The organism is Brevundimonas subvibrioides (genome assembly GCF_027271155.1).
Classification (GTDB): Bacteria; Pseudomonadota; Alphaproteobacteria; order Caulobacterales; family Caulobacteraceae; genus Brevundimonas; species Brevundimonas subvibrioides_D.
In genome coordinates this window covers 409,035-426,909 of record NZ_CP114542.1, presented here as the reverse complement: position 1 = coordinate 426,909, position 17,875 = coordinate 409,035, and the positions used below count along the sequence as shown (strand labels likewise).

Annotated in this window: 18 protein-coding genes; 11 read left to right on the top strand and 7 right to left on the bottom strand. The window is 68.3% G+C overall.

From position 1 onward, the window contains the following. Nucleotides 1-16 precede the first annotated feature (16 nt). Nucleotides 17-715 carry a MarC family protein gene (locus O3139_RS02180; protein ID WP_269515270.1) on the top strand — a complete coding sequence of 233 codons (699 nt, stop codon included), beginning with the start codon at nt 17-19 and terminating at the stop codon, nt 713-715. 9 nt (nt 716-724) lie between these two features. Here the strand turns inward: O3139_RS02180 and neuB are convergent, their stop codons facing one another. The 4 genes from neuB to O3139_RS02160 are packed head-to-tail and all read right to left on the bottom strand — an operon-like array spanning nt 725 to nt 3,760. Next, complete coding sequence (neuB, locus tag O3139_RS02175; RefSeq protein WP_269515269.1) at nt 725-1,747, bottom strand: N-acetylneuraminate synthase; 1,023 nt, start codon at nt 1,745-1,747, stop codon at nt 725-727. Beyond that, nucleotides 1,744-2,412: an acetyltransferase gene (locus O3139_RS02170; protein ID WP_269515268.1), complete on the bottom strand. Its 669-nt coding sequence runs from the start codon at nt 2,410-2,412 to the stop codon at nt 1,744-1,746. Before O3139_RS02170 ends, neuB begins: the two co-directional genes overlap by 4 nt. Nucleotides 2,413-2,459: 47 nt before the next feature. Beyond that, nucleotides 2,460-3,257: an SDR family NAD(P)-dependent oxidoreductase gene (locus tag O3139_RS02165; RefSeq protein WP_269515267.1), complete on the bottom strand. Its 798-nt coding sequence runs from the start codon at nt 3,255-3,257 to the stop codon at nt 2,460-2,462. A gap of 8 nt (nt 3,258-3,265) precedes the next feature. Continuing rightward, the gene (locus O3139_RS02160; RefSeq protein ID WP_269515266.1) at nt 3,266-3,760 is read right to left on the bottom strand and encodes an Rrf2 family transcriptional regulator; all 495 of its coding nucleotides are present in this window, start codon (nt 3,758-3,760) and stop codon (nt 3,266-3,268) included. A gap of 178 nt (nt 3,761-3,938) precedes the next feature. Between O3139_RS02160 and O3139_RS02155 the strand changes: the two genes are divergently transcribed. Together O3139_RS02155 and O3139_RS02150 are read left to right on the top strand one after the other, a co-directional pair. Next, the gene (locus O3139_RS02155) at nt 3,939-5,897 is read left to right on the top strand and encodes a potassium transporter Kup (protein WP_269515265.1); all 1,959 of its coding nucleotides are present in this window, start codon (nt 3,939-3,941) and stop codon (nt 5,895-5,897) included. 61 nt (nt 5,898-5,958) lie between these two features. Then, on the top strand, nt 5,959-7,302 hold the full coding sequence (locus tag O3139_RS02150; protein WP_269515264.1) for an RsmB/NOP family class I SAM-dependent RNA methyltransferase: 1,344 nt from the start codon (nt 5,959-5,961) through the stop codon (nt 7,300-7,302). A gap of 137 nt (nt 7,303-7,439) precedes the next feature. Here O3139_RS02150 and O3139_RS02145 read toward each other — a convergent pair whose 3' ends face one another. The 3 genes from O3139_RS02145 to O3139_RS02135 form a co-directional block, all read right to left on the bottom strand. Then, the gene (locus tag O3139_RS02145; RefSeq protein ID WP_269515263.1) at nt 7,440-8,474 is read right to left on the bottom strand and encodes a DUF4167 domain-containing protein; all 1,035 of its coding nucleotides are present in this window, start codon (nt 8,472-8,474) and stop codon (nt 7,440-7,442) included. Between the two features lie 289 nt (nt 8,475-8,763). Further along, nucleotides 8,764-9,648, bottom strand: a complete 885-nt coding sequence (gene prmC / locus O3139_RS02140; RefSeq protein ID WP_269515261.1) for a peptide chain release factor N(5)-glutamine methyltransferase — start codon at nt 9,646-9,648, stop codon at nt 8,764-8,766. Continuing rightward, nucleotides 9,649-10,419, bottom strand: coding sequence for an MOSC domain-containing protein (locus O3139_RS02135; protein WP_269515260.1), 771 nt, complete (start codon nt 10,417-10,419; stop codon nt 9,649-9,651). It lies immediately after the preceding gene. A gap of 152 nt (nt 10,420-10,571) precedes the next feature. On the opposite strand from O3139_RS02135, the gene O3139_RS02130 reads away from it, so the two are divergent. The 8 genes from O3139_RS02130 to O3139_RS02095 all read left to right on the top strand — a co-directional run bounded on the left by O3139_RS02130 (nt 10,572) and on the right by O3139_RS02095 (nt 17,786). Further along, nucleotides 10,572-11,717 (top strand): YihY/virulence factor BrkB family protein, encoded by a 1,146-nt coding sequence (locus O3139_RS02130; protein ID WP_269515259.1) that lies wholly within the window; start codon nt 10,572-10,574, stop codon nt 11,715-11,717. Nucleotides 11,718-11,757: 40 nt separating this feature from the next. Next, nucleotides 11,758-12,027 carry a hypothetical protein gene (locus O3139_RS02125; protein WP_269515258.1) on the top strand — a complete coding sequence of 90 codons (270 nt, stop codon included), beginning with the start codon at nt 11,758-11,760 and terminating at the stop codon, nt 12,025-12,027. 183 nt (nt 12,028-12,210) lie between these two features. Continuing rightward, the gene (locus O3139_RS02120) at nt 12,211-12,423 is read left to right on the top strand and encodes a cold-shock protein (RefSeq protein ID WP_013267912.1); all 213 of its coding nucleotides are present in this window, start codon (nt 12,211-12,213) and stop codon (nt 12,421-12,423) included. Between the two features lie 131 nt (nt 12,424-12,554). After that, nucleotides 12,555-13,631: a phenylalanine--tRNA ligase subunit alpha gene (gene pheS / locus O3139_RS02115; protein ID WP_269515256.1), complete on the top strand. Its 1,077-nt coding sequence runs from the start codon at nt 12,555-12,557 to the stop codon at nt 13,629-13,631. A 10-nt stretch (nt 13,632-13,641) separates the two neighbouring features. Then, a complete protein-coding gene (locus O3139_RS02110; RefSeq protein ID WP_269515255.1) occupies nt 13,642-14,046 on the top strand; it encodes a hypothetical protein in 405 nt (134 codons plus the stop codon). Next, nucleotides 14,043-16,505 carry a phenylalanine--tRNA ligase subunit beta gene (gene pheT, locus O3139_RS02105; protein WP_269515254.1) on the top strand — a complete coding sequence of 821 codons (2,463 nt, stop codon included), beginning with the start codon at nt 14,043-14,045 and terminating at the stop codon, nt 16,503-16,505. Before O3139_RS02110 ends, pheT begins: the two co-directional genes overlap by 4 nt. Nucleotides 16,506-16,508: 3 nt before the next feature. Further along, nucleotides 16,509-17,051: a TIGR00645 family protein gene (locus tag O3139_RS02100; RefSeq protein WP_269515253.1), complete on the top strand. Its 543-nt coding sequence runs from the start codon at nt 16,509-16,511 to the stop codon at nt 17,049-17,051. Between the two features lie 102 nt (nt 17,052-17,153). After that, nucleotides 17,154-17,786 carry a DUF1134 domain-containing protein gene (locus O3139_RS02095; RefSeq protein ID WP_269515252.1) on the top strand — a complete coding sequence of 211 codons (633 nt, stop codon included), beginning with the start codon at nt 17,154-17,156 and terminating at the stop codon, nt 17,784-17,786. Nucleotides 17,787-17,875: the final 89 nt, after the last annotated feature.

Sequence of the window (17,875 nt, the reverse complement as noted above, 5' to 3'; positions counted from 1 at the left end):
GGCTGAGGGACAGGGAATGAACGCGCTCGATCTGGGGGTCAACCTGTTCGTGGCCCTGTTCGCCCTGGTCGATCCGATCGGCAACATCCCGATCTTCGCCGCCGCGACGACGGGGGCAAGCGCGCGCCAGCGACTGTCGGTCTCGGCCCTGATCTGCGTCTTCATCGCCGTCTTCCTCGCCTTCTTCTTCTTCACCGGCCTGTGGCTGCTGCAGTTCTTCGGCATATCGCTGGCGGCGTTCCGGATCGCGGGCGGGATCCTGTTGCTGTTGCTGGGCCTGGACATGACGCGCGGCGACTTCCTGACCATGTTCGCGGACGCCGACGCGGCCGCCGACGCCAAGGATGTGCGCGGCTATGCGCAGCGGCGGTTCAAGCGGTTGATCGTGCCCTTCGCCATGCCGCTGCTGATCGGGCCGGGAGCGATCTCCACCATCATCATCCAGGCGGGCGAGGCGCAGAAGCTGGGTTATGCCGGAACGGTCGCGGGCATGCTGGCGATCGGGGCGGCGGCCTTTGCGACCTTCGTGACCTTCTCGGCCACGGCGCCGATCAGCCGGGTCCTGGGCGATGTCGGCATGGCCATCATCGTGCGCGTTCTGGGCCTGATCCTGTGCGCCCTGGCGATCCAGTTCATCCTGGCGGGTCTGGGCGAGGCCCTGCCCGGCATGTTCGCCACGGGGGTGACGGCCCCGTATCCGACCGGCGGGCATTAGGTCGAAGGGCTAACCCAGGTCGGTCAGGGCGATCCGGGTTCCGCCGGAGATCGCTGTTGTCGCCTTGCGCCCGAGGACCTCGCCCCTGCGCGCAGGGGAAATCCCGTCACCGGGCCTGAGCGCGATCAGGTCGGCTTCGGTCACTACGGCCCCCGCCGCGATGTCGCGCGCGGCGAACAGGCTGCGGCGGGCCACGGTCATGATCTCGCGCTCGGCCTCCACCGGCCGCTTGATGCCGTCGCCCAGTGAGGCCTCTACCGCGCGGATGCCGGCGATCAGACGGGCCAGGCCGTCCGGGTCCATCGACATGGCGTGGTCGGGGCCGGCCAGGGCGTTGTCGAGGGTGAAATGCTTCTCGACCACCCGCGCCCCGCGCGCGACGGCGGCCAGCGACACGGCATCGCCCAGGGTATGGTCGGACCAGCCGACCGGATGACCGAAGGCCTGGGCCAGGGTGTCCATGGCCCGCAGGTTGGCGTCCCTGGCCGGAGCCGGGTAGTTGGAGACGCAGTGCAGGATGGTCAGGTCGCGGCACCCCTCGCCCTCGATCCAGCCCACCGCCTCCGCCACCTCGTCCAGGGTGCTCATGCCGGTCGACAGAATGACCGACCCGCCCGCCTCGGCCGCCAGCCGGGCCACGCCGCGCACGAACGGGGCGTTGGTGATCTCGCCGGAGGCCAGCTTGAACTTCGTCATGCCGATCCCGGCCAGAAAGGCGGCGCTGTCGAGATCGAAGGGCGAGGACATGAATTCGATGCCGACAGCGCGGCAGTGGTCGGCAATGCGCGCGAAGTCGGCATGCGGCAGTTCGAACCCCTTCAGCATCTCGACCGCCGTGGGTGCACCGGCATTGGCCTTCTGATAGTCGGCCAGGGGCGCGTCGACGGCGATTACCTTGTCCGTCGTGAAGGTCTGGAACTTGACCGCGTCGGCCCCGGCCCGGTGGGCGATCTCGACAAGGCGCAGGGCCAGATCGAGGTCGCCGTTGTGGTTCACCCCCGCCTCGGCGATGAAGAAGACTCTCTCGTTCATTTCGCCTCCAGTGGACGGGCGGGGCTGCCGACGACCGTGACACCCGGCGCCACATCCTTCGTCACCACCGCCCCCATGCCGATGACACAGCCACGCCCCAGCACCAGAGGCCGCTCCGGCGTGCCCTGACGGATCACGGCCCCGGTGCCGATATAGACGAAGTCCTCGACCACCACATTGCCGTTCAGACTGACGCGCGGCGCGAGGGTGACATAGTCGCCGACCACGCAGTCATGAGCGACATAGCTGTAGAGGTTGCACTGGAACTGACGCCCGATCCGCGCATCGGCCGTGACCATGCTGAAGGGCTGGAACACCGCGCCGGGGCCGCAGTCCAGGTCGTCGGGCAGCAGGACATTGTCCGCGCGGATCGACAGGGGATGGCAGCCAAAGGCCTCCAGCCGCTCCGCAATCGCCTGGCGCACCGCGCCGTCGCCGACGGCGAGGGTGAAGTGACGGTCACCATCCAGGGCCAGGAACTCGGCCTCGGACAGCACCGGGATACCGTCGACCGGCGCGCCGCCCTCACGATCAACGAAGACGATCCGGCCGGGCTCGATGCCCAGGTCCGGGTGGTGCCTGAGGAAGCCGCGGGCCACCGGCATGACCTCGCGCGCGAACCCGCCGGTTCCGATCAGTCCGAACGTGCGTTCAGGGCTCGACATCGGTCTATCCTAGCGCCTGATTTGCGGTCGGGCTCAAGCGACGCGGGTCAAATCCGCTTCAGCCGCCGCGCGTGCCCGGCGACCATCCGCAGCGCCAGACCGTCCGGCAGCAGCTTGCCCAGGGCCGCGAGGACATTGTTCATCAGGCCCGGCGTCACGCGCGGTCGGTCGGCCTCGCAGGCCGCATGGGCGACCCGGGCGACGTGGTCCGCCGTCTGCCACATCCAGGCCGGATAGGCCGACGACACCTGTTCCCGCGAGCCATTGACGTCGTGGAACTCGGTCAGGGTGTAGCCGGGGCACAGGGCGGTGACGTGGACGCCGGTGCCCCGCGTCTCCAGCCACAGCCCCTGGGAGGCCTTGATCAGAAAGCTCTTGATCGGACCGTACAGGGTATCGCCCCCGGTCGCGGGCATCTGACCGGCCAGGGAGGCGACGTTGATGATCCGCCCGAACCCGCGCTCGACCATGCCCGGCAGGAGGAGCCGCGACAGGGCGACCGGTGCCGACAGCATGACCTGCACCATGGCCGCGTGCCGGGCAGGGTCGGTCGCCAGAAACCCGGTCGTGCGCGAAAAGCCGGCATTGTTGATCAGGCCATCGACCGTGAGGCCGCGGGCCGCAATGGCCCGGACCAACCGCCGGGGCGCCTCCGGATCGGCCAGATCGTCCGGGATGACGACGACATCGATCCCGTGGTCGGCTCTGATCTGGTCGGCGAGTGTCGACAGGACCGCTTCCCGGCGCGCGGTCAGGATCAGGTCCCAGCCCGTCTCCGCATAGACGCGGGCCAGGGCGGCACCGATCCCGGCGGAGGCGCCGGTGATGAGGATGCGGCGTCGCACCGTCGGGTTCAGGCCGTCACCCGGGAGCCGGCGCGGACCGCCCCGGCACAGGCACCGTGGACGGCGACGCCGTCGAGCGCCGGCGCGTTCTCGGCCAGCAGATCGGCAATGGTGATGCGGCTGAGCGCCTCCGATGCCGCCTGATCGGCCAGGGTCAGCACCTTGCCGACCTGACGGGGAATGTGTTCGCCCACAGGACAGCCCTTCGCTCCGGCCGGCGCCGAACCAAGGTGGGCGCATCCGTTGACAGCCTTCAGAACCACATCCAGCCGGATGTCCTCGGGGCGCAGCAGCAGCCACGAACCGCCGGACGCACCCGGGCGGGTCGCGATCAGGCCGGCCTTGGCCAGAAGCGCCGTGACGCGGCGAATGACCACGGGATTCGTCGGGACCGAGGCGGCCAGGACCGCACTGGGTGCCGCGTGCGCGGGGTCGTACGCGCCCTTGTGGGCCAGATAGGCCAGGGCGTGGGCGGCGACGGGGAAGCGTTGGCTGTCTGACATTTATGTGTGTTCCAGCCCGGAAGGTAGGCACCCGGGCCGCGAATCACAAATGTCGCTTTCGGCCCGCGCGAACACGGTTCAACCGAAACCGCAGCCGCGCGATTGAAACCCCCGCGCAATGAGCCTAAAGGCGCTCCGCTTTGATGGGTCCGCCAGATGCGGTGCCCGGAGGATTTTCATGGCAGGGGACGCATCCCCCGGCGACGGCGCTTCCCCCGCCTCGCTCACCACATCCATCGACGGCACACCCGCGCCCGCGGTCGGCTCGGCGCACGGCAAGGCCGGGTTCTGGGCCCTGACCATCGGCGCGATCGGCGTGGTCTTTGGCGACATCGGCACCAGCCCGCTCTACGCCCTGCGGGAGGCGATCGCGCATGCCCGGTCCGGCGTCGGCGGCGAACTGGCCATCATCGGCGTGGTGTCGCTGGCCTTCTGGGCGCTGATGATCGTGGTGACGTTCAAATACGTCCTGTTCCTGATGCGCGCGGACAACAAGGGCGAAGGGGGAACGCTGGCCCTGATGGCGCTGGCGACCCACGCCGTGGGGCGGCGTAGCGCATGGATCTTCGCGCTCGGTGTCTGCGGCGCAGCCCTGTTCTATGGCGACGGCATCATCACGCCGGCCATTTCGGTCCTGTCGGCGATCGAGGGGGTCAAGGATGCGCCGGGCGTCGGGACGCGGCTGGATGCGTTCATCGTGCCGATCTCGGCCGCCATTCTGATTGGCCTGTTCCTGGCCCAGTCGCGGGGCACGGCGGGCCTGGCCAGGTATTTCGGGCCGATCACGGCCGTGTGGTTCCTCGCGCTCGGGGCCCTGGGCCTTTACCACATCTTCGACGACATCTCGATCCTGCGGGCCCTCTCGCCGCACTACGGGATGATGCTGCTGCTGAACGACGGTTTCCTGGGCTTCATCATCCTCGGCAGCGTCTTTCTGGCCGTCACGGGAGCCGAGGCGCTGTATGCCGACATGGGTCATTTCGGGAAGGCGCCGATCCGGACCGGATGGCTGTGCTTCGTCCTGCCCTGCCTCACGCTGAACTACCTCGGCCAGGGCGCGCTCATCCTCGACAATCCGGGCGCGGCCGAGAATCCGTTCTGGTCCATGGTGCCCCACTTTGCCTACTGGCCCATGCTGGGGCTGGCCACGGCCGCGACCGTGATCGCCTCGCAAGCGGTGATCACGGGGGCCTTCTCGGTGACGCAACAGGCCGTGCAGCTGGGCCTGCTGCCCCGGATCGATATTCGCTTCACCTCGGAGACCCAGGCCGGCCAGATCTTCGTTCCGGCCGTCAACACCTTCCTGATGCTCGGGGTCCTGTCCCTGCTGTTCGTGTTCCAGAGCTCGCACAACCTGACGGCCGCCTATGGCGTGGCGGTCACCGGCGTGATGCTGATCAATACCCTGATGGCCTATTCCGTCATCACGCGGAAATGGGGCTGGTCGATCTGGGCCACCCTTGCGGCCCTGATCCCGTTCGGCTTCATCGATACGGTATTCCTGACCTCCAACCTGCTGAAGATTCCGGACGGGGCCTGGCTGCCCCTGGTCCTGGGCGCGATCCTGGTGCTGATCATGTGGACCTGGACGCGGGGATCGCAGATCCTGTCGGCCAAGGCCAAGAAGGACAGTCTGCCGCTGGTCGATCTGATCGAGATGCTCCGGGCCCGTCCGCCCCACCGCGCGCCGGGCACGGCCATCTTCCTGACCAGCGACCCGGATGTCGCCCCCGTCGCCCTGATGCACAACCTCAAGCACAACAAGGTGCTGCACGAGAAGAACATCATCCTGACGGTGCGGACCACCGACCGGCCGCGTGTGCCCGACAAGGAGCGCGTCACGATGGAACCCATCAACGACGACTTCAAGAAGATCACCCTGAGCTTCGGCTTCATGGAAAGCCCGCAGGTGCCCCGCGCTCTCGGCCTGTGTCGCAAGCAGGGGCTGAAGTTCGACATCATGTCGACCAGCTTCTTCCTGGGCCGTCGCTCGGTGGTGCCGTCGGCGTCGCAGGGCATGCCGCTGTGGCAGGACAAGCTCTACATCTTCCTGATGCGCAACGCGGCCAATCCGACCGATTTCTTCCACATCCCGCCCGGCCGCGTGGTCGAACTGGGCGCGCAGGTCTCCGTATGACGGTGTCGGTTTGAGCGGGGGCTCGCCGCGGGGCAAGGATTCCGGGGCACGGGGTCGGCGCATGGCCGACAAGGCGCGCGGGCCAAGGCGAGAACCGATCCAGCGACCGGCCGAACCGGACGGTGCCGCCGACATCGGCGTCGAGGCGCGGATCGCCGCCGGCATCCTGCTGAACGCGGCGCTGGAACGGCGAAACGGCCTCGACGAGGCCATGTCCCTGCCGGCCGTCGCGGCCCTGCCGGGACCCGACCGGGCCTTCGCGCGTGCGGTCGCCATGGCGGCATTGCGCCGGCTGGGAGAGATCGATCACATCCTGAACCATCGCCTGAAGAAGTCGCCGCCCGAGGCCGTACGGACCCTGCTGCGGGTGTCGCTGGCCCAGACGCTGGTTCTGGGCACGCCCGCCTTCGCGGCGGTCTCCACGGCCGTGAAGCTGGCTGAGCGCGATGCCAGGACCCGGCCCTACAAGGCCCTGGTCAACGCTGTGCTGCGCGGCGTCGAGCGCGAGGGCCCCGGCATGACGACAGCCGAATCCAACCTGCCCGACTGGATCGCCGCGCGCTGGCGTCAGGCCTATGGGCCCGCAACGCTGGCCGCGATCGCCCTGGCCGCGCGCGAAGAACCGCCGACTGACCTGAGCCTGAAGCCCGGCGAGGACGCGGGGGCGCTGGCCGGGGCCCTGGCGGCCACGGTCCTGCCGGGCGGCACGGTCCGGTCCGGCGTTCGCGGCGATGTCTCGACCTGGCCCGGATATGAAGCCGGCGGCTGGTGGATCCAGGACGCGGCAGCGGCGATTCCCGCCCGGCTCCTGGCCACCAGAGCCGGCGAGACGGCGCTGGACATGTGCGCGGCCCCGGGCGGCAAGACCCTGCAACTGGCCGCCTCCGGCGCGGCGGTAGTGGCGCTGGACCGCTCCGAGGCCCGTCTGCGTCGTCTGCGACAGAATCTGGAACGGACCGGGCTGTCGGCCGAGATCGTCGTCACGGCCGCCGAGGCCTGGGACGACATCCGCACCTTCGACGCCGTTCTGCTGGATGCGCCCTGCACGGCGACCGGCACCCTGCGGCGCAATCCGGAAGTGCTTCGGGCCACCCGGCCCGCCGAGGTCGCCAAACTGGCCGATGTACAGCATCGACTGCTGGATGCCGCCGCCCTGCGGCTCAGACCGGGCGGTCGTCTGGTCTATTGCGTCTGCTCGCTGGAACGTGAGGAAGGCGAGACGCAGATCATCGCCTTCCTGCGCCGCAACCCGGCGTTCCGCACCGTCCCGGCCGATCCCGCCGCCGTCGGCGCGCCGGACGAGGCGCTGACGCCCGAAGGATGGCTGCGGATCCTGCCGTCCTTCTGGCCGGAACAGGGCGGGCTGGACGGCTTCTTCGTCGCCGGGCTCCAGCGGGTCGGTTAGCCACGCGCTGCGGCATCAACGGGTCTTTCGATCCCGCCCGGCAATCGGTGGACCGATCTGTATGGACGCGGCCGTCCTGGCGTCGGGGACGGGGCGTGAAGCCCGCCTCCGCGTCAGGGGTGAGGGTTTTTCCGACCCTATTCGGTGTCGGCGGGACCGTCGGGTTTCTTGCGGGGCGCGCGGCGCTTCGGAGCCGCCTCGTCGGCCGCAGCAGGCGCGGGCGCGGAGGGCCGGGTCAGGAAGCCGGGCAGGGCCCCGGCGGTGTCCGTATCCGCCTCGGCGCGCGGCGTCCGCGTGCGACGGGCGGGACGCTCGGCGGCGACAGGCGCGGATTCGGCCGGCGGGGTGTAGGCGATCGGGGCGGTCGAGGCGATCGCATCCGAGCCGCTTTCGCGAACGCTTTCGGTGCGGTCGCCGTTGTCCCGACCATTGTCGCTGCGATGGCCCTCGGCCTCCTCATAGGTCCGGGTGTCGGGCGTCCCGCCTTCGGCTTCGTAGCGACGGTTGCGTTCCTCGCGGCGACGCTCCCAGCGCTCGCGGCGGGTCTCGCGGCGTCCGCCCTCGCCCTGTTCGCCCTCGGCACGGGGTTGTCCGCCGTCCTGATTGTCACGGGTCTCGCGAGGGGGACGCGGCGTCCACTCGCGGTTCTGATTCTGTTCGCGGTCCTGACCGTCACGGCCCGTGTTGTCGCGCGGCGGGCGCGGCGTCCATTCGCGCGGTTCGCGCGGCTGCTGGGAACCCTGCGCGGCCTCGGCGTCGCGGGCGTCGCTCTGCTGCTGGATGCGATCGGCCGCCTGCTGGGCGGCGAGGAAGGCCGCTGCCTGGGCCCCGGTCTCGTCCTCGAAATCGATGTCATAGCCCTGGTTGGACAGCTCACGCGCCGCGATCTCGCTGACGGGCCGCTGGGGCTGAAGGGCGCGCAGGACGCGGAAATAATGCTCGGCGTGCTGCAGGTAGTTTTCGGCCAGAACCCGGTCGCCCGACGATCCCGCGTCGCGCGCCAGCTGCTGGTAGCGTTCGTAGACGGTCTGGGCATTGCCACGGACCTTGATGTTCTCGGGGCCTTGCGAGTCCCAGGAGCGGTTCGGGTTGGCCGCATTGGCATTGCCACCGCCGCCACCGGGTTTCCGGTTGCGGCCGCGCTGGCGCTTCATGCCCTTGAAATCTCGCATAGAGGCTTACCGTGCTGGTTCGGCGTGGCCCTGCGCAAAAGGCGAGGGATTCAGGCCGGGGTTCGTGGTTCCGGTTCGCTGGGGGCCAATCCCGGCAGCGATGTAATCGGAAGGACTTTCGTCGCCCGTCGTGGTCCGCAGACGGCTGTAAACCGACGACCTTCACGCGCTTCCCGGCCGAGCGTCACAGGACCTTGAAAGACGGCCCGGCGAGATGCGGTTGAGAGGGAGACGATACAGGACTTAGCGCGGCACGCGAGGGTTTGGAAGGGGTTTTGTGCGAACTGGCTCAAGACGTCCGGATCGGAGTCGTGCGGGGGTCCGGGCCATTGGTGACGACCCGGTGGCGGTCGCCCAGATCCTTGACCACCTTCACGTTCGTCAGGCCCGCCGCCTCGAACAGGGCCTTGACCTGCGGTCCCTGATCCCAGCCAATCTCGACGGCGAACAGGCCGCCGGGCTTGAGGATGCGGGCAATCTCGGGGGCCAGGTCGCGATAGGCCTGCAGCCCGTCAGGACCGCCATCCAGGGCCAGAAGCGGATCGTGGTCGCGGACCTCGGGATCCAGGCCGGGGATGTCGCCGGACGGGATGTAGGGCGGATTGGACACGACCAGGTCGAAACTGGCGTCGCCGAAGCCGGCGGCCCATTCGGTGCGCAGAAACGTGGCGCGACCGTCGAGGCCCAGGTTGGCCGCGTTCTCGCGGGCCACGGCCAGGGCCTCCGACGAAATGTCGGTGCCGACCCCCCGGGCGCCGGGGCGCTCGGACAGGACCGCCAGCAGGATCGCGCCGGAGCCGGTGCCAAGGTCGATCGCATTGAACGCCTGGGCCGGCTCGAAGGCCAGCATGGCGACGTCCAGAATGGTCTCGGTGTCCGGTCTGGGGCTGAGGACGTCCGGCGTGACGTTCAGCATGATCTTCCAGAAGCCCTTGCGCCCCAGGATGCGGGACACGGGCTCGCGTCTCAGGCGACGCTCGAGATAGCCCGCCAGGGTCGTCTGCTGGTCGGGCGTCAGCGGCCGGTGCGGGTCGGTCAGGATCTCGAGACGCGACGCACCCGATGCGGCCTCCAGCAACAGACGGGCGTCGATGGCCGGACTGTCGATGCGGGCGGTCTTCAGCTCGCCCTGCGCGGCCTTCCAGGCGGAGACGAGGGTCGGGGTATCGGTCATTCAGATCAGCTCCGCGCGGTCACCGGGGCGCAATACGCCGCCCGCCTCGACCGAGAGATAGAGGCCACACCAGCGGTGGCCATAAAGGTCGTGCAGTGCGGAAACCACGTCGATGTCGCGGATTCCGGTGTCGGGGTTCGCGTGGGCCGCGACGCAGCGGACGATCGGCTTGACCACCCTCAGCCGCGCCTCGCCCAACACCAGATCGCGGCCGGTCCAGTCGTTCTCGACCCAGGCGGGCCAGCCCTCGACCCAGACATTGGCCCGGAACCGCAGGGGATCGACCTCTTCCCCCAGCCGCCGGGACAGATCTCGCACGCTGGCCAGATTCAGCACCGACACCGCCCCGGCCGGATCGTCCATGAACCTGTGTCCGGCTCCGTCCAGCAGACGCAAGGGTGCCGTCGCCTGCTCGCCCAGAAAATCGGTCAGCCAGGCCTCCAGTCTGCGGTCGTCCCCGGCCAGACCCAGCCGCACGGTCAGGTCGGTCGCATCCGGGGCCGACACGGTCAGGGTGTCGGTCGCCTCGTCCCACCGCGTCCGCACCCGGGCGATCCCGGGCAGGCGCGCCAGGACCGTGAACCGCATCTTCGAAATGTGGTCCGGCGAAGCGGGATCGAACCCCGAGGGACCGATCTCGACGGCGCGCAACCGGTCGCCGGGAAAGGCCCGGCCCGCGCCCAGCGACGCCTCTCCCAGCGGTTCGGGCGTGAAGCCCTTGACCGGGTGGCGGTACAGGGCGGCGATGGTCGCGAAATCAGGAGAGGCCACGCCCGGTCAGTGCCCCAGCCGATGATTTCAGGCAAGGTGGCCCGGCCGGAACGTCCCCGGGCCCTGAACCGTTGACCGCACCGATGATCCCTTCGCCCCGCCGTTCTCTGTCGCCTGTCTGGAAGTTCGTCGGGGCTGTCGCAGGCGGGCTCGTGGCCGGCGCCGGCGCCGCGCATCTGATCTATACCCAGAGCCACAGGTTCGGTCTGGAACTGCGTCCGCAGCGACCGGTACCGGCCCTGCCGGAAGCGCCGACGCCGGAGGCCCTGGACGCCATCCACCCCGGGCGCGGTCGCCTGGCGCGCCGCCCGGCCCATATTCCCCGCAAGGGATGGATCGACATCGGCTGGCGGGTCGCCAATGGCTATTTCAGCGATCAGGTCGGCTTCGTGGCGGGCGGGGTGACCTTCCTGATGCTGTTGTCGCTGTTCCCGACCCTTGCGGCCTTCGTCACCGTCTACGGCCTGTTCGCAGACCCCGCCGACGCCCCGGCGCGCATCGCCTTTCTGTATTCCTTCCTGCCCGCCAACGTCGCGGGCTTCCTGGGTCAGGAGATGACGCGGCTGGCGGCCGGGTCGACCGGATCGCTGACCTTTACCCTGATCTGGACCCTCGCCCTGTCGCTGTGGACGGCGAACAACGGCATCAAGACGCTGTTCCACGGCATCAACGTCGCCTACCACGAGGTCGAGAAGCGCGACTTCATCCAGTATAATCTGCTGTGCTTCGCCTTCACCCTGTCCGGGCTGGCGGCGGTTCTTCTCAGTGCCGCCCTGGTCGTGGGGGTGCCGATCTTTCTGGGTCTTTTCGGTCTGGCCGACGACTGGGAGCGACTGACCCCGCTGCGCTGGCCGCTGCTGTTCGCCCTCTATGTGCTGACGCTGGTGGCCATGTACCGGTTCGGGCCGAGCCGGACCCGGGCACGCATCCGCTGGCTTGTGCCGGGCGCGGTGTTTGCCGCCAGCGTCAGCGTCTTCATCTCCTTTGCCTTCAGCTGGTATCTGACGACCTTCGTCCGGATGGACTCCTATGGCCCGCTGGCGACCGCCATGGGCTTCCTGCTGTGGGTCTGGCTGTCGGTCCAGGTGGTCCTGATGGGGGCCAAGCTGAACGCCGAGATCGAGCACCAGACCGCAATCGACACGACCATCCACGGCGGCGCGGACATCGGCGCGCGGGGTGCCACCATGGCCGACACGGTCGGTGCGCCCCAGGCCAGCCGCGAGGTCGTCGCCTTCACCCGTCGGCAGATGGCGACGGCAGGGCGTGTCCTGCGTCGAAAGTCGCCGCGAGGCTGAGCGCCTCGCTTATCGGGCCGGACGTCCCTATCTAGGGTTGATGAGCAACAACTTTCGACCGACGACCCTCGAACGCGCCTACGAACTGGCCCGCAGCGGGGAGTGCCGCACCGTGGGGGACATCAAGACCCGGCTGCAGCAGGAAGGGCACGAGCGGGTTCAGGACCGGCTTTACGGTGGCTCCCTGACGTCGGCGCTGCGCAAGCTGTGCGTGGCCCACTATGTCGCGCCGGAGGGCGATGACGCCGCCTCGGGTCCCACCGACGCGAGCCTGGAAGACCCGGACGAGGAGGGTCCGGTCCCGGCCTGATTCCGGTGTGGTCGAGACTCAGGTTGTGCACAGGGGCGTTTCGGTCCATAGGAGGGCCGTCGATCTCTCTGCGTAACGCCCCTCTCTCTTTGCGAACGCACCGAGTTTCTGGCCGATCCCATTCAGACCCGACAGGCTTCAGGCGCTCTTGCCTGATGCAAACTGCTAACGGAGGTCCTTAAAATGGCTACCGGCACTGTCAAATGGTACAACTCCACCAAGGGCTACGGCTTCATCGAGCCCTCGGACGGCGGCAAGGACGTGTTCGTTCACGTTTCCGCCGTTGAAGGCGCGGGCATGAACGGCCTGAACGAAGGCCAGAAGGTCTCGTACGAAGTCGAAAAAGATCGCCGCACCGGCAAGGAATCGGCGGGTCAACTGAAGGCCGCCGAATAGTCCTCACGGATGATCTGGCGACAGATTCGGAAGGGTCGGCGCACTGCGCCGGCCCTTTTTCGTTGCGTGACCGGCTGCATCCGGGCGGCCCACTTTCCCCTTCGGGCCGCAGCCGCTAGACGATCCGAACGATGACCGACCTCGCCAGCCTCGAACTCGACCTGAACAATGCCATCGGCGGCGCGAGCACCGTCGCCGAGGTCGAGGCCGTGCGTGTCGCGGCGCTCGGCAAGACGGGGACGATCTCCGTCCTGCTGAAGGGCATGGGCGCGATGAGCCCCGACGAGCGGCGCGAACAGGGGCCCGTGATCAACGGCCTGCGCGACCGGGTGACCTCGGCCATCGCGGCCAGGAAGGCCGAACTTGAGGCCGCAGAGCTGGATGCGCGTCTGTCGGCCGAACGCATCGACCTGACCCTGCCCGCCCGCCCGCGCCGCAAGGGTGGGGTCCATCCGACCATGCAGGTGATGGACGAGATGATCGCCCTGTTCGCCGAGATGGGGTTCGCGGTGGCCGAAGGGCCCGACATCGAGGACGACTTCCACAATTTCACCGCCCTGAACTTTCCGCCCAAACACCCGGCACGCGAGACCCACGACACCTTCTTCCTCAGGCCCGACCCGGAAACGGGCGAGCGCAAGGTGCTGCGCACCCACACCAGCCCGGTGCAGGTCCGGACCATGATGAGCCAGTCGCCGCCGATCCGCATCGTCGCGCCGGGCCGGACTTTCCGGAAGGATTCCGACGCGACCCATACGCCCATGTTCCACCAGATCGAGGGTCTGGTGATCGGCAAGGACATCCATATGGGTCACCTGAAGACGACGCTGGAGACCTTTGTCGCGCGCTTCTTCGAACTGGACGGTATCCATGCGCGCTTCCGCCCGCACCATTTCCCCTTCACCGAGCCGTCGGCCGAGATGGACATCCGCTGCGACCGGTCGGGCGGCAGGCTGGTGCTGAACGAGGGCAACGACTGGCTGGAGATTCTCGGCTGCGGGATGGTGCATCCCCATGTGCTGCAAAGCTGCGGCATCGACCCGGACCAGTGGCAGGGCTTTGCCTTCGGCATGGGTGTGGACCGGATGGCCATGCTCAAATACGGCGTGCCGGACCTGCGCCCCATGTTCGAGGCCGATGTCCGCTGGCTGGCCCACTATGGATTTTCCGCCTTTTCGGCCCCCAACCCCGCTTCTGGCCTGAGCTGAGATCCTCGATATGCTGACGCCGATCCCACATCCCGCGAACCTCGCGATGCTCGCGATTTACACCGACATGCACCTGCCGCTGTCGGTGCTGTTCCAGCATGTTTCCGAAGCCGGCAAGTCGGTGATCGAAGGCAAGACCTTCACGCGTTGCGACATTGCCGGCCCGGCGGTTCTGCTTGCTGCCGGCGGGGTGGAGTTTCAGGGGTGCAACATGGGGCCTCATGGCGGAGACGTCCGCAACCTGCTGCTCAAACCCGTCGGCCCCAAACAGGTGATCGGCGTGATTCCGGTCCGCAACAGCCGCTTCATCGAGTGCCGCTTTCACGCCATCGGCTTCACCGGCAGTGACGAGTTCATGGACGTTTTTCTGAAAGGTCTCGGTGAGCCCGGTCTGGCGGAACTGGCCGCCCGATGAAGTTCACCCTCTCCTGGCTGAAGGATCATCTCGACACGACCGCCTCCGCTGCCGAGGTGGCCGAGGCCATGACCATGGCCGGGCTGGAGGTCGAGCACGTCGCCGATCCGACCGTCGCCCTCGCCCCGTTCACCGTGGCCAGGATCGTGTCGGCCGAGCGCCACCCGAACGCCGATCGTCTACAGGTCTGCCAGGTCGAGACCGTCGACGGGATCAAGGAAATCGTCTGCGGTGCCCCGAACGCGCGCGCGGGCCTGACCACCATCTATGCGCCGATCGGGGCCTACGTCCCCGGTCTGGGCGTCACCCTGGTCGAGAAGCCGGTACGCGGCGTGGTGTCGAACGGCATGCTGTGTTCGGCCTCCGAGCTTCAGCTGGCCGACGAGAGCGATGGCATCCAGGAACTGCCCCCGGAGATCCCGGTTGGCACGCCGGTGGCGAGGCTGTTCGGGGCCGAGCCGGTCATCGACTTCGAGGTCACTCCCAACCGGCCGGACTGGCTGGGGGTCACGGGCATCGCACGCGATCTGGCGGCGACAGGTCTGGGCACCCTGAAGCATTTCGACATCGCCGTGGTGCGCGGGGCCTTCCCCTGCCCCATCTCGGTGCGGCTGGACGCGCCGGAGATGTGCCCGGTGTTTGCCGGTCGCGTGATCCGGGGCGTATCGAACGGGCCGTCCCCGGCCTGGCTGCAGACCCGGCTTCAGGCCATCGGCCTGCGCTCGATCAACCGGCTGGTCGATGTCACCAATCTGATCGCCTACGACCGCGCCCGGCCGCTGCACGTCTATGATGTGGCGAAGCTTGTGGGCACCGAGATTGTCGTGCGGGCTGGCAGAATGACTGAGCCAATGCCGTTCGTGAACGAAGCAGGCGAGACTGGTGGCGCGACGCGGCACAAAGAATCTTTTCTTGCTCTGAATGGCATGACTTATCGGGCCACGAGCGAGATGTGCGTCGTCGCTGATACGGATGGACAACGCATCATCGGCCTGGGTGGCGTCATGGGCGGCGAATCGACCGGATGCTCGGACGAGACCACCGACGTCTTCCTGGAAAGCGCCTGGTTCGATCCTCTGATCACGGCCCAGACGGGGCGCAGCCTGACGATCAACTCCGATGCCCAGTACCGTTTCGCGCGCGGCGTCGATCCGGTCTCGGTCACGCCGGGACTGGAGCTGGCGACGCGGCTGATCCTGGACCTGTGCGGCGGCGAGCCGTCCGGGATCGTCTTCGTCGGCGAGCCCCCTGCCAGCCCGACCCCCTTCGCCTTCGACCCCGCCTATGTGAAACAGCTGTCGGGCATGGATCTGTCCGAGGACCGGATCGGCACCATCCTGGGTCAGCTCGGCTTCCTCGTTCAGGCCGCCCCCGACGGTGCGGCCGGGCCCTGGATCGTGACCCCGCCGTCGTGGCGGCGCGACGTGGGGGGCAAGGCCGATCTGGTCGAGGAGGTCACCCGCATCCACGGCTTCCAGCACCTGCCCTCCACGCCCCTGCCCGATCAGGGCTCGCCGTCGAAGGGCGTTCTGAACCCGCGCCAGACCCGCGTCCGGATCGCCCGGCGTGCGCTGGCGGCGCTGGGCTATGCCGAGGCCGTCACCTGGTCGTTCACGCGCCGGGACATCGCCGCCCTGTTCGGTGGCGGCGACGAGCGGCTGGTCGTCGACAACCCCATCGCGTCCGATCTGGACTGCATGCGGCCCTCGGTCCTGCCGAACCTGATCCAGGCGGCGGCGCGCAATGCCGCGCGGGGCCATGCCGACGTCACCCTGTTCGAGATCGGGCCGATCTATCCCGGAGATCAGCCGGGCGATCAGCGGACCGTCATCGCAGGCCTGGTCTCTGCCCGCGCCGCCCGTCACTGGGCCGGTCCGGGCGAGGAGACCCTGTTCGGGCTCAAGGGCGACCTGACGGGCGTGCTCGAAGCCATCGGTGCGCCGGTCGGATCGCTCCAGCTGGTCCAGGGCTCCAACCGGGACTGGTGGCATCCGGGCCGGTCGGCGCGGCTGCAACTGGGGCCCAAGACCGTGATTGCCGAGTTCGGCGCGGTGCACCCCCGCGTGCTCAAGGCGCTGGACGCCGAGGGCCCGATGCTGGCGTTCGAGATCGTTCTGGACGCGATCCCCGAGCCCAAGGCGAAGCCGACCAAGGCGCGCGGCAATGCCGACCTGCCCAATCTGATGCCGCTCACCCGCGACTTCGCCTTCGTCGTCGCCGACGATCGGGCAGCGGGCGATCTGGTGCGGGCGGTCCAGGGCGCGGACAAGACGCTGATCGCCGAGGTGCGGGTGTTCGACGTCTATCGTGGACCGGGCGTGGCGGACGGGTCGAAGTCCGTTGGCCTGGAGGTCGTCATCCAGCCGCGCGAGGCCACCTTGACCGACGCGGATATCGAGGCACTCTCGACCCGGATCGTGACGGCGGCCGAAAAGATCGGCGCGCGTCTGAGGGGATAGGACATGGGGCTGAAGCCACGCATAGAGACGGCGTTCGAGCGCCTTCTGTTCCAGTCGCGCTGGCTGATGGCCCCCTTCTACGTCGGGCTGGTGCTGGCGCTGGCCATGCTTCTGGCGGTCTTCATGACCGAGCTGTTCTACTATGTGCCGAAGGCCTTCGTGATCGGCGAGCGGATGGATTCGAACGACGCCATCCTGGCCGTCCTGACGCTGGTGGACATGTCGCTGGCCGGAAATCTGCTGCTGATCGTGATGTTCTCTGGTTACGAGAACTTCGTCTCCAAGCTGGATCTGGACGGTGAGGCGGATCGCCCGCCGTGGATGGGCACGGTCGACTTCTCGGGGCTGAAGATGAAGCTGATCGCCTCCATCGTGGCGATCTCGGGCATCCAGTTGCTGAAGACCTTCATGAATATCGGCAAGCCCGGCCATGCGATGGACGAGACGGCCATGATGTGGGGCGTCATCATCCACCTGACCTTCGTGGTCTCGGGCGTTCTGCTGGCCCTGATGGACTGGCTGACGGCGAAAACCGACCGGCACTGAGGTAAGGTCTGGTTAACCTTGAGGCCGCAAGTCTGCCGCAAAACCCAGCGACCCTGCGGGCCTCGCCCGCGTCGCGGGCGAACAGCTTTCGGGGACACCACCATGCACCGCCGCCAATTGATCCAGACCGGTTTCGCCGCGACGGCCATGACCGCGCTCCCCCTTGGACTGGGCGCCTGCGCCACCGCGCCCCAGGCCAATACCCCGGCCGAGCCCCAGTACCCCATCGCCTCTGACGCCAATGCTCCGGCCTATACCGCCGACGAACTGGTCGCGGCCGGCTCGCGCGAACTGGGCATCGCGGCCGAGGCCATGGGGGCCGCCATCGAGAAGATCTTCGCCGATCAGGGCGACCGCCCGACCGCCTATATCGCGGGCGAGGAAGGGGCCGGGGCCGCCGGCGTCGGCCTGCGTTATGGCCGGGGCGCCCTGCACATGAAGGACCTGTCCGCTTCCCAGGAGGTGTTCTGGCAGGGCATCTCGATCGGCTGGGACATCGGCGGCAATGCCTCCCGGGTCTTCACCCTGGTCTATGGCCTCTATGCACCCGACGCGATCTACCGCCGCTATCCGGGGGTCGAGGGCTCGGCCTATCTGGTGGGCGGCGTGGGTGTGAACTACCAGCGCGCCGACGGCATCGTCCTGGCTCCGGTCCGCACCGGCGTCGGCCTGCGGCTGGGTGCGAATGTGGGGACCATGGCCTATTCGCGGCAGCGGAACCTGCTGCCGTTCTAGGCCAGGATGAGGGTCTATGGATAAGGGATTTGCGGTTCTCGTCCTCAATGCCTGTTTTCGGGCTTCCCGGGAACTCGGGGAGGTCGCGA

What these genes read in the sequence shown, in the direction of transcription:
- O3139_RS02180 (WP_269515270.1), top strand. Translation starts at nt 17, where the DNA reads ATGAACGCGCTCGATCTGGGGGTCAACCTGTTCGTGGCCCTGTTCGCC.
- neuB (WP_269515269.1), bottom strand. Translation starts at nt 1,747, where the DNA reads ATGAACGAGAGAGTCTTCTTCATCGCCGAGGCGGGGGTGAACCACAAC.
- O3139_RS02170 (WP_269515268.1), bottom strand. Translation starts at nt 2,412, where the DNA reads ATGTCGAGCCCTGAACGCACGTTCGGACTGATCGGAACCGGCGGGTTC.
- O3139_RS02160 (WP_269515266.1), bottom strand. Translation starts at nt 3,760, where the DNA reads ATGTCAGACAGCCAACGCTTCCCCGTCGCCGCCCACGCCCTGGCCTAT.
- O3139_RS02155 (WP_269515265.1), top strand. Translation starts at nt 3,939, where the DNA reads ATGGCAGGGGACGCATCCCCCGGCGACGGCGCTTCCCCCGCCTCGCTC.
- O3139_RS02150 (WP_269515264.1), top strand. Translation starts at nt 5,959, where the DNA reads ATGGCCGACAAGGCGCGCGGGCCAAGGCGAGAACCGATCCAGCGACCG.
- O3139_RS02145 (WP_269515263.1), bottom strand. Translation starts at nt 8,474, where the DNA reads ATGCGAGATTTCAAGGGCATGAAGCGCCAGCGCGGCCGCAACCGGAAA.
- prmC (WP_269515261.1), bottom strand. Translation starts at nt 9,648, where the DNA reads ATGACCGATACCCCGACCCTCGTCTCCGCCTGGAAGGCCGCGCAGGGC.
- O3139_RS02125 (WP_269515258.1), top strand. Translation starts at nt 11,758, where the DNA reads ATGAGCAACAACTTTCGACCGACGACCCTCGAACGCGCCTACGAACTG.
- O3139_RS02120 (WP_013267912.1), top strand. Translation starts at nt 12,211, where the DNA reads ATGGCTACCGGCACTGTCAAATGGTACAACTCCACCAAGGGCTACGGC.
- pheS (WP_269515256.1), top strand. Translation starts at nt 12,555, where the DNA reads ATGACCGACCTCGCCAGCCTCGAACTCGACCTGAACAATGCCATCGGC.
- O3139_RS02110 (WP_269515255.1), top strand. Translation starts at nt 13,642, where the DNA reads ATGCTGACGCCGATCCCACATCCCGCGAACCTCGCGATGCTCGCGATT.
- pheT (WP_269515254.1), top strand. Translation starts at nt 14,043, where the DNA reads ATGAAGTTCACCCTCTCCTGGCTGAAGGATCATCTCGACACGACCGCC.
- O3139_RS02100 (WP_269515253.1), top strand. Translation starts at nt 16,509, where the DNA reads ATGGGGCTGAAGCCACGCATAGAGACGGCGTTCGAGCGCCTTCTGTTC.
- O3139_RS02095 (WP_269515252.1), top strand. Translation starts at nt 17,154, where the DNA reads ATGCACCGCCGCCAATTGATCCAGACCGGTTTCGCCGCGACGGCCATG.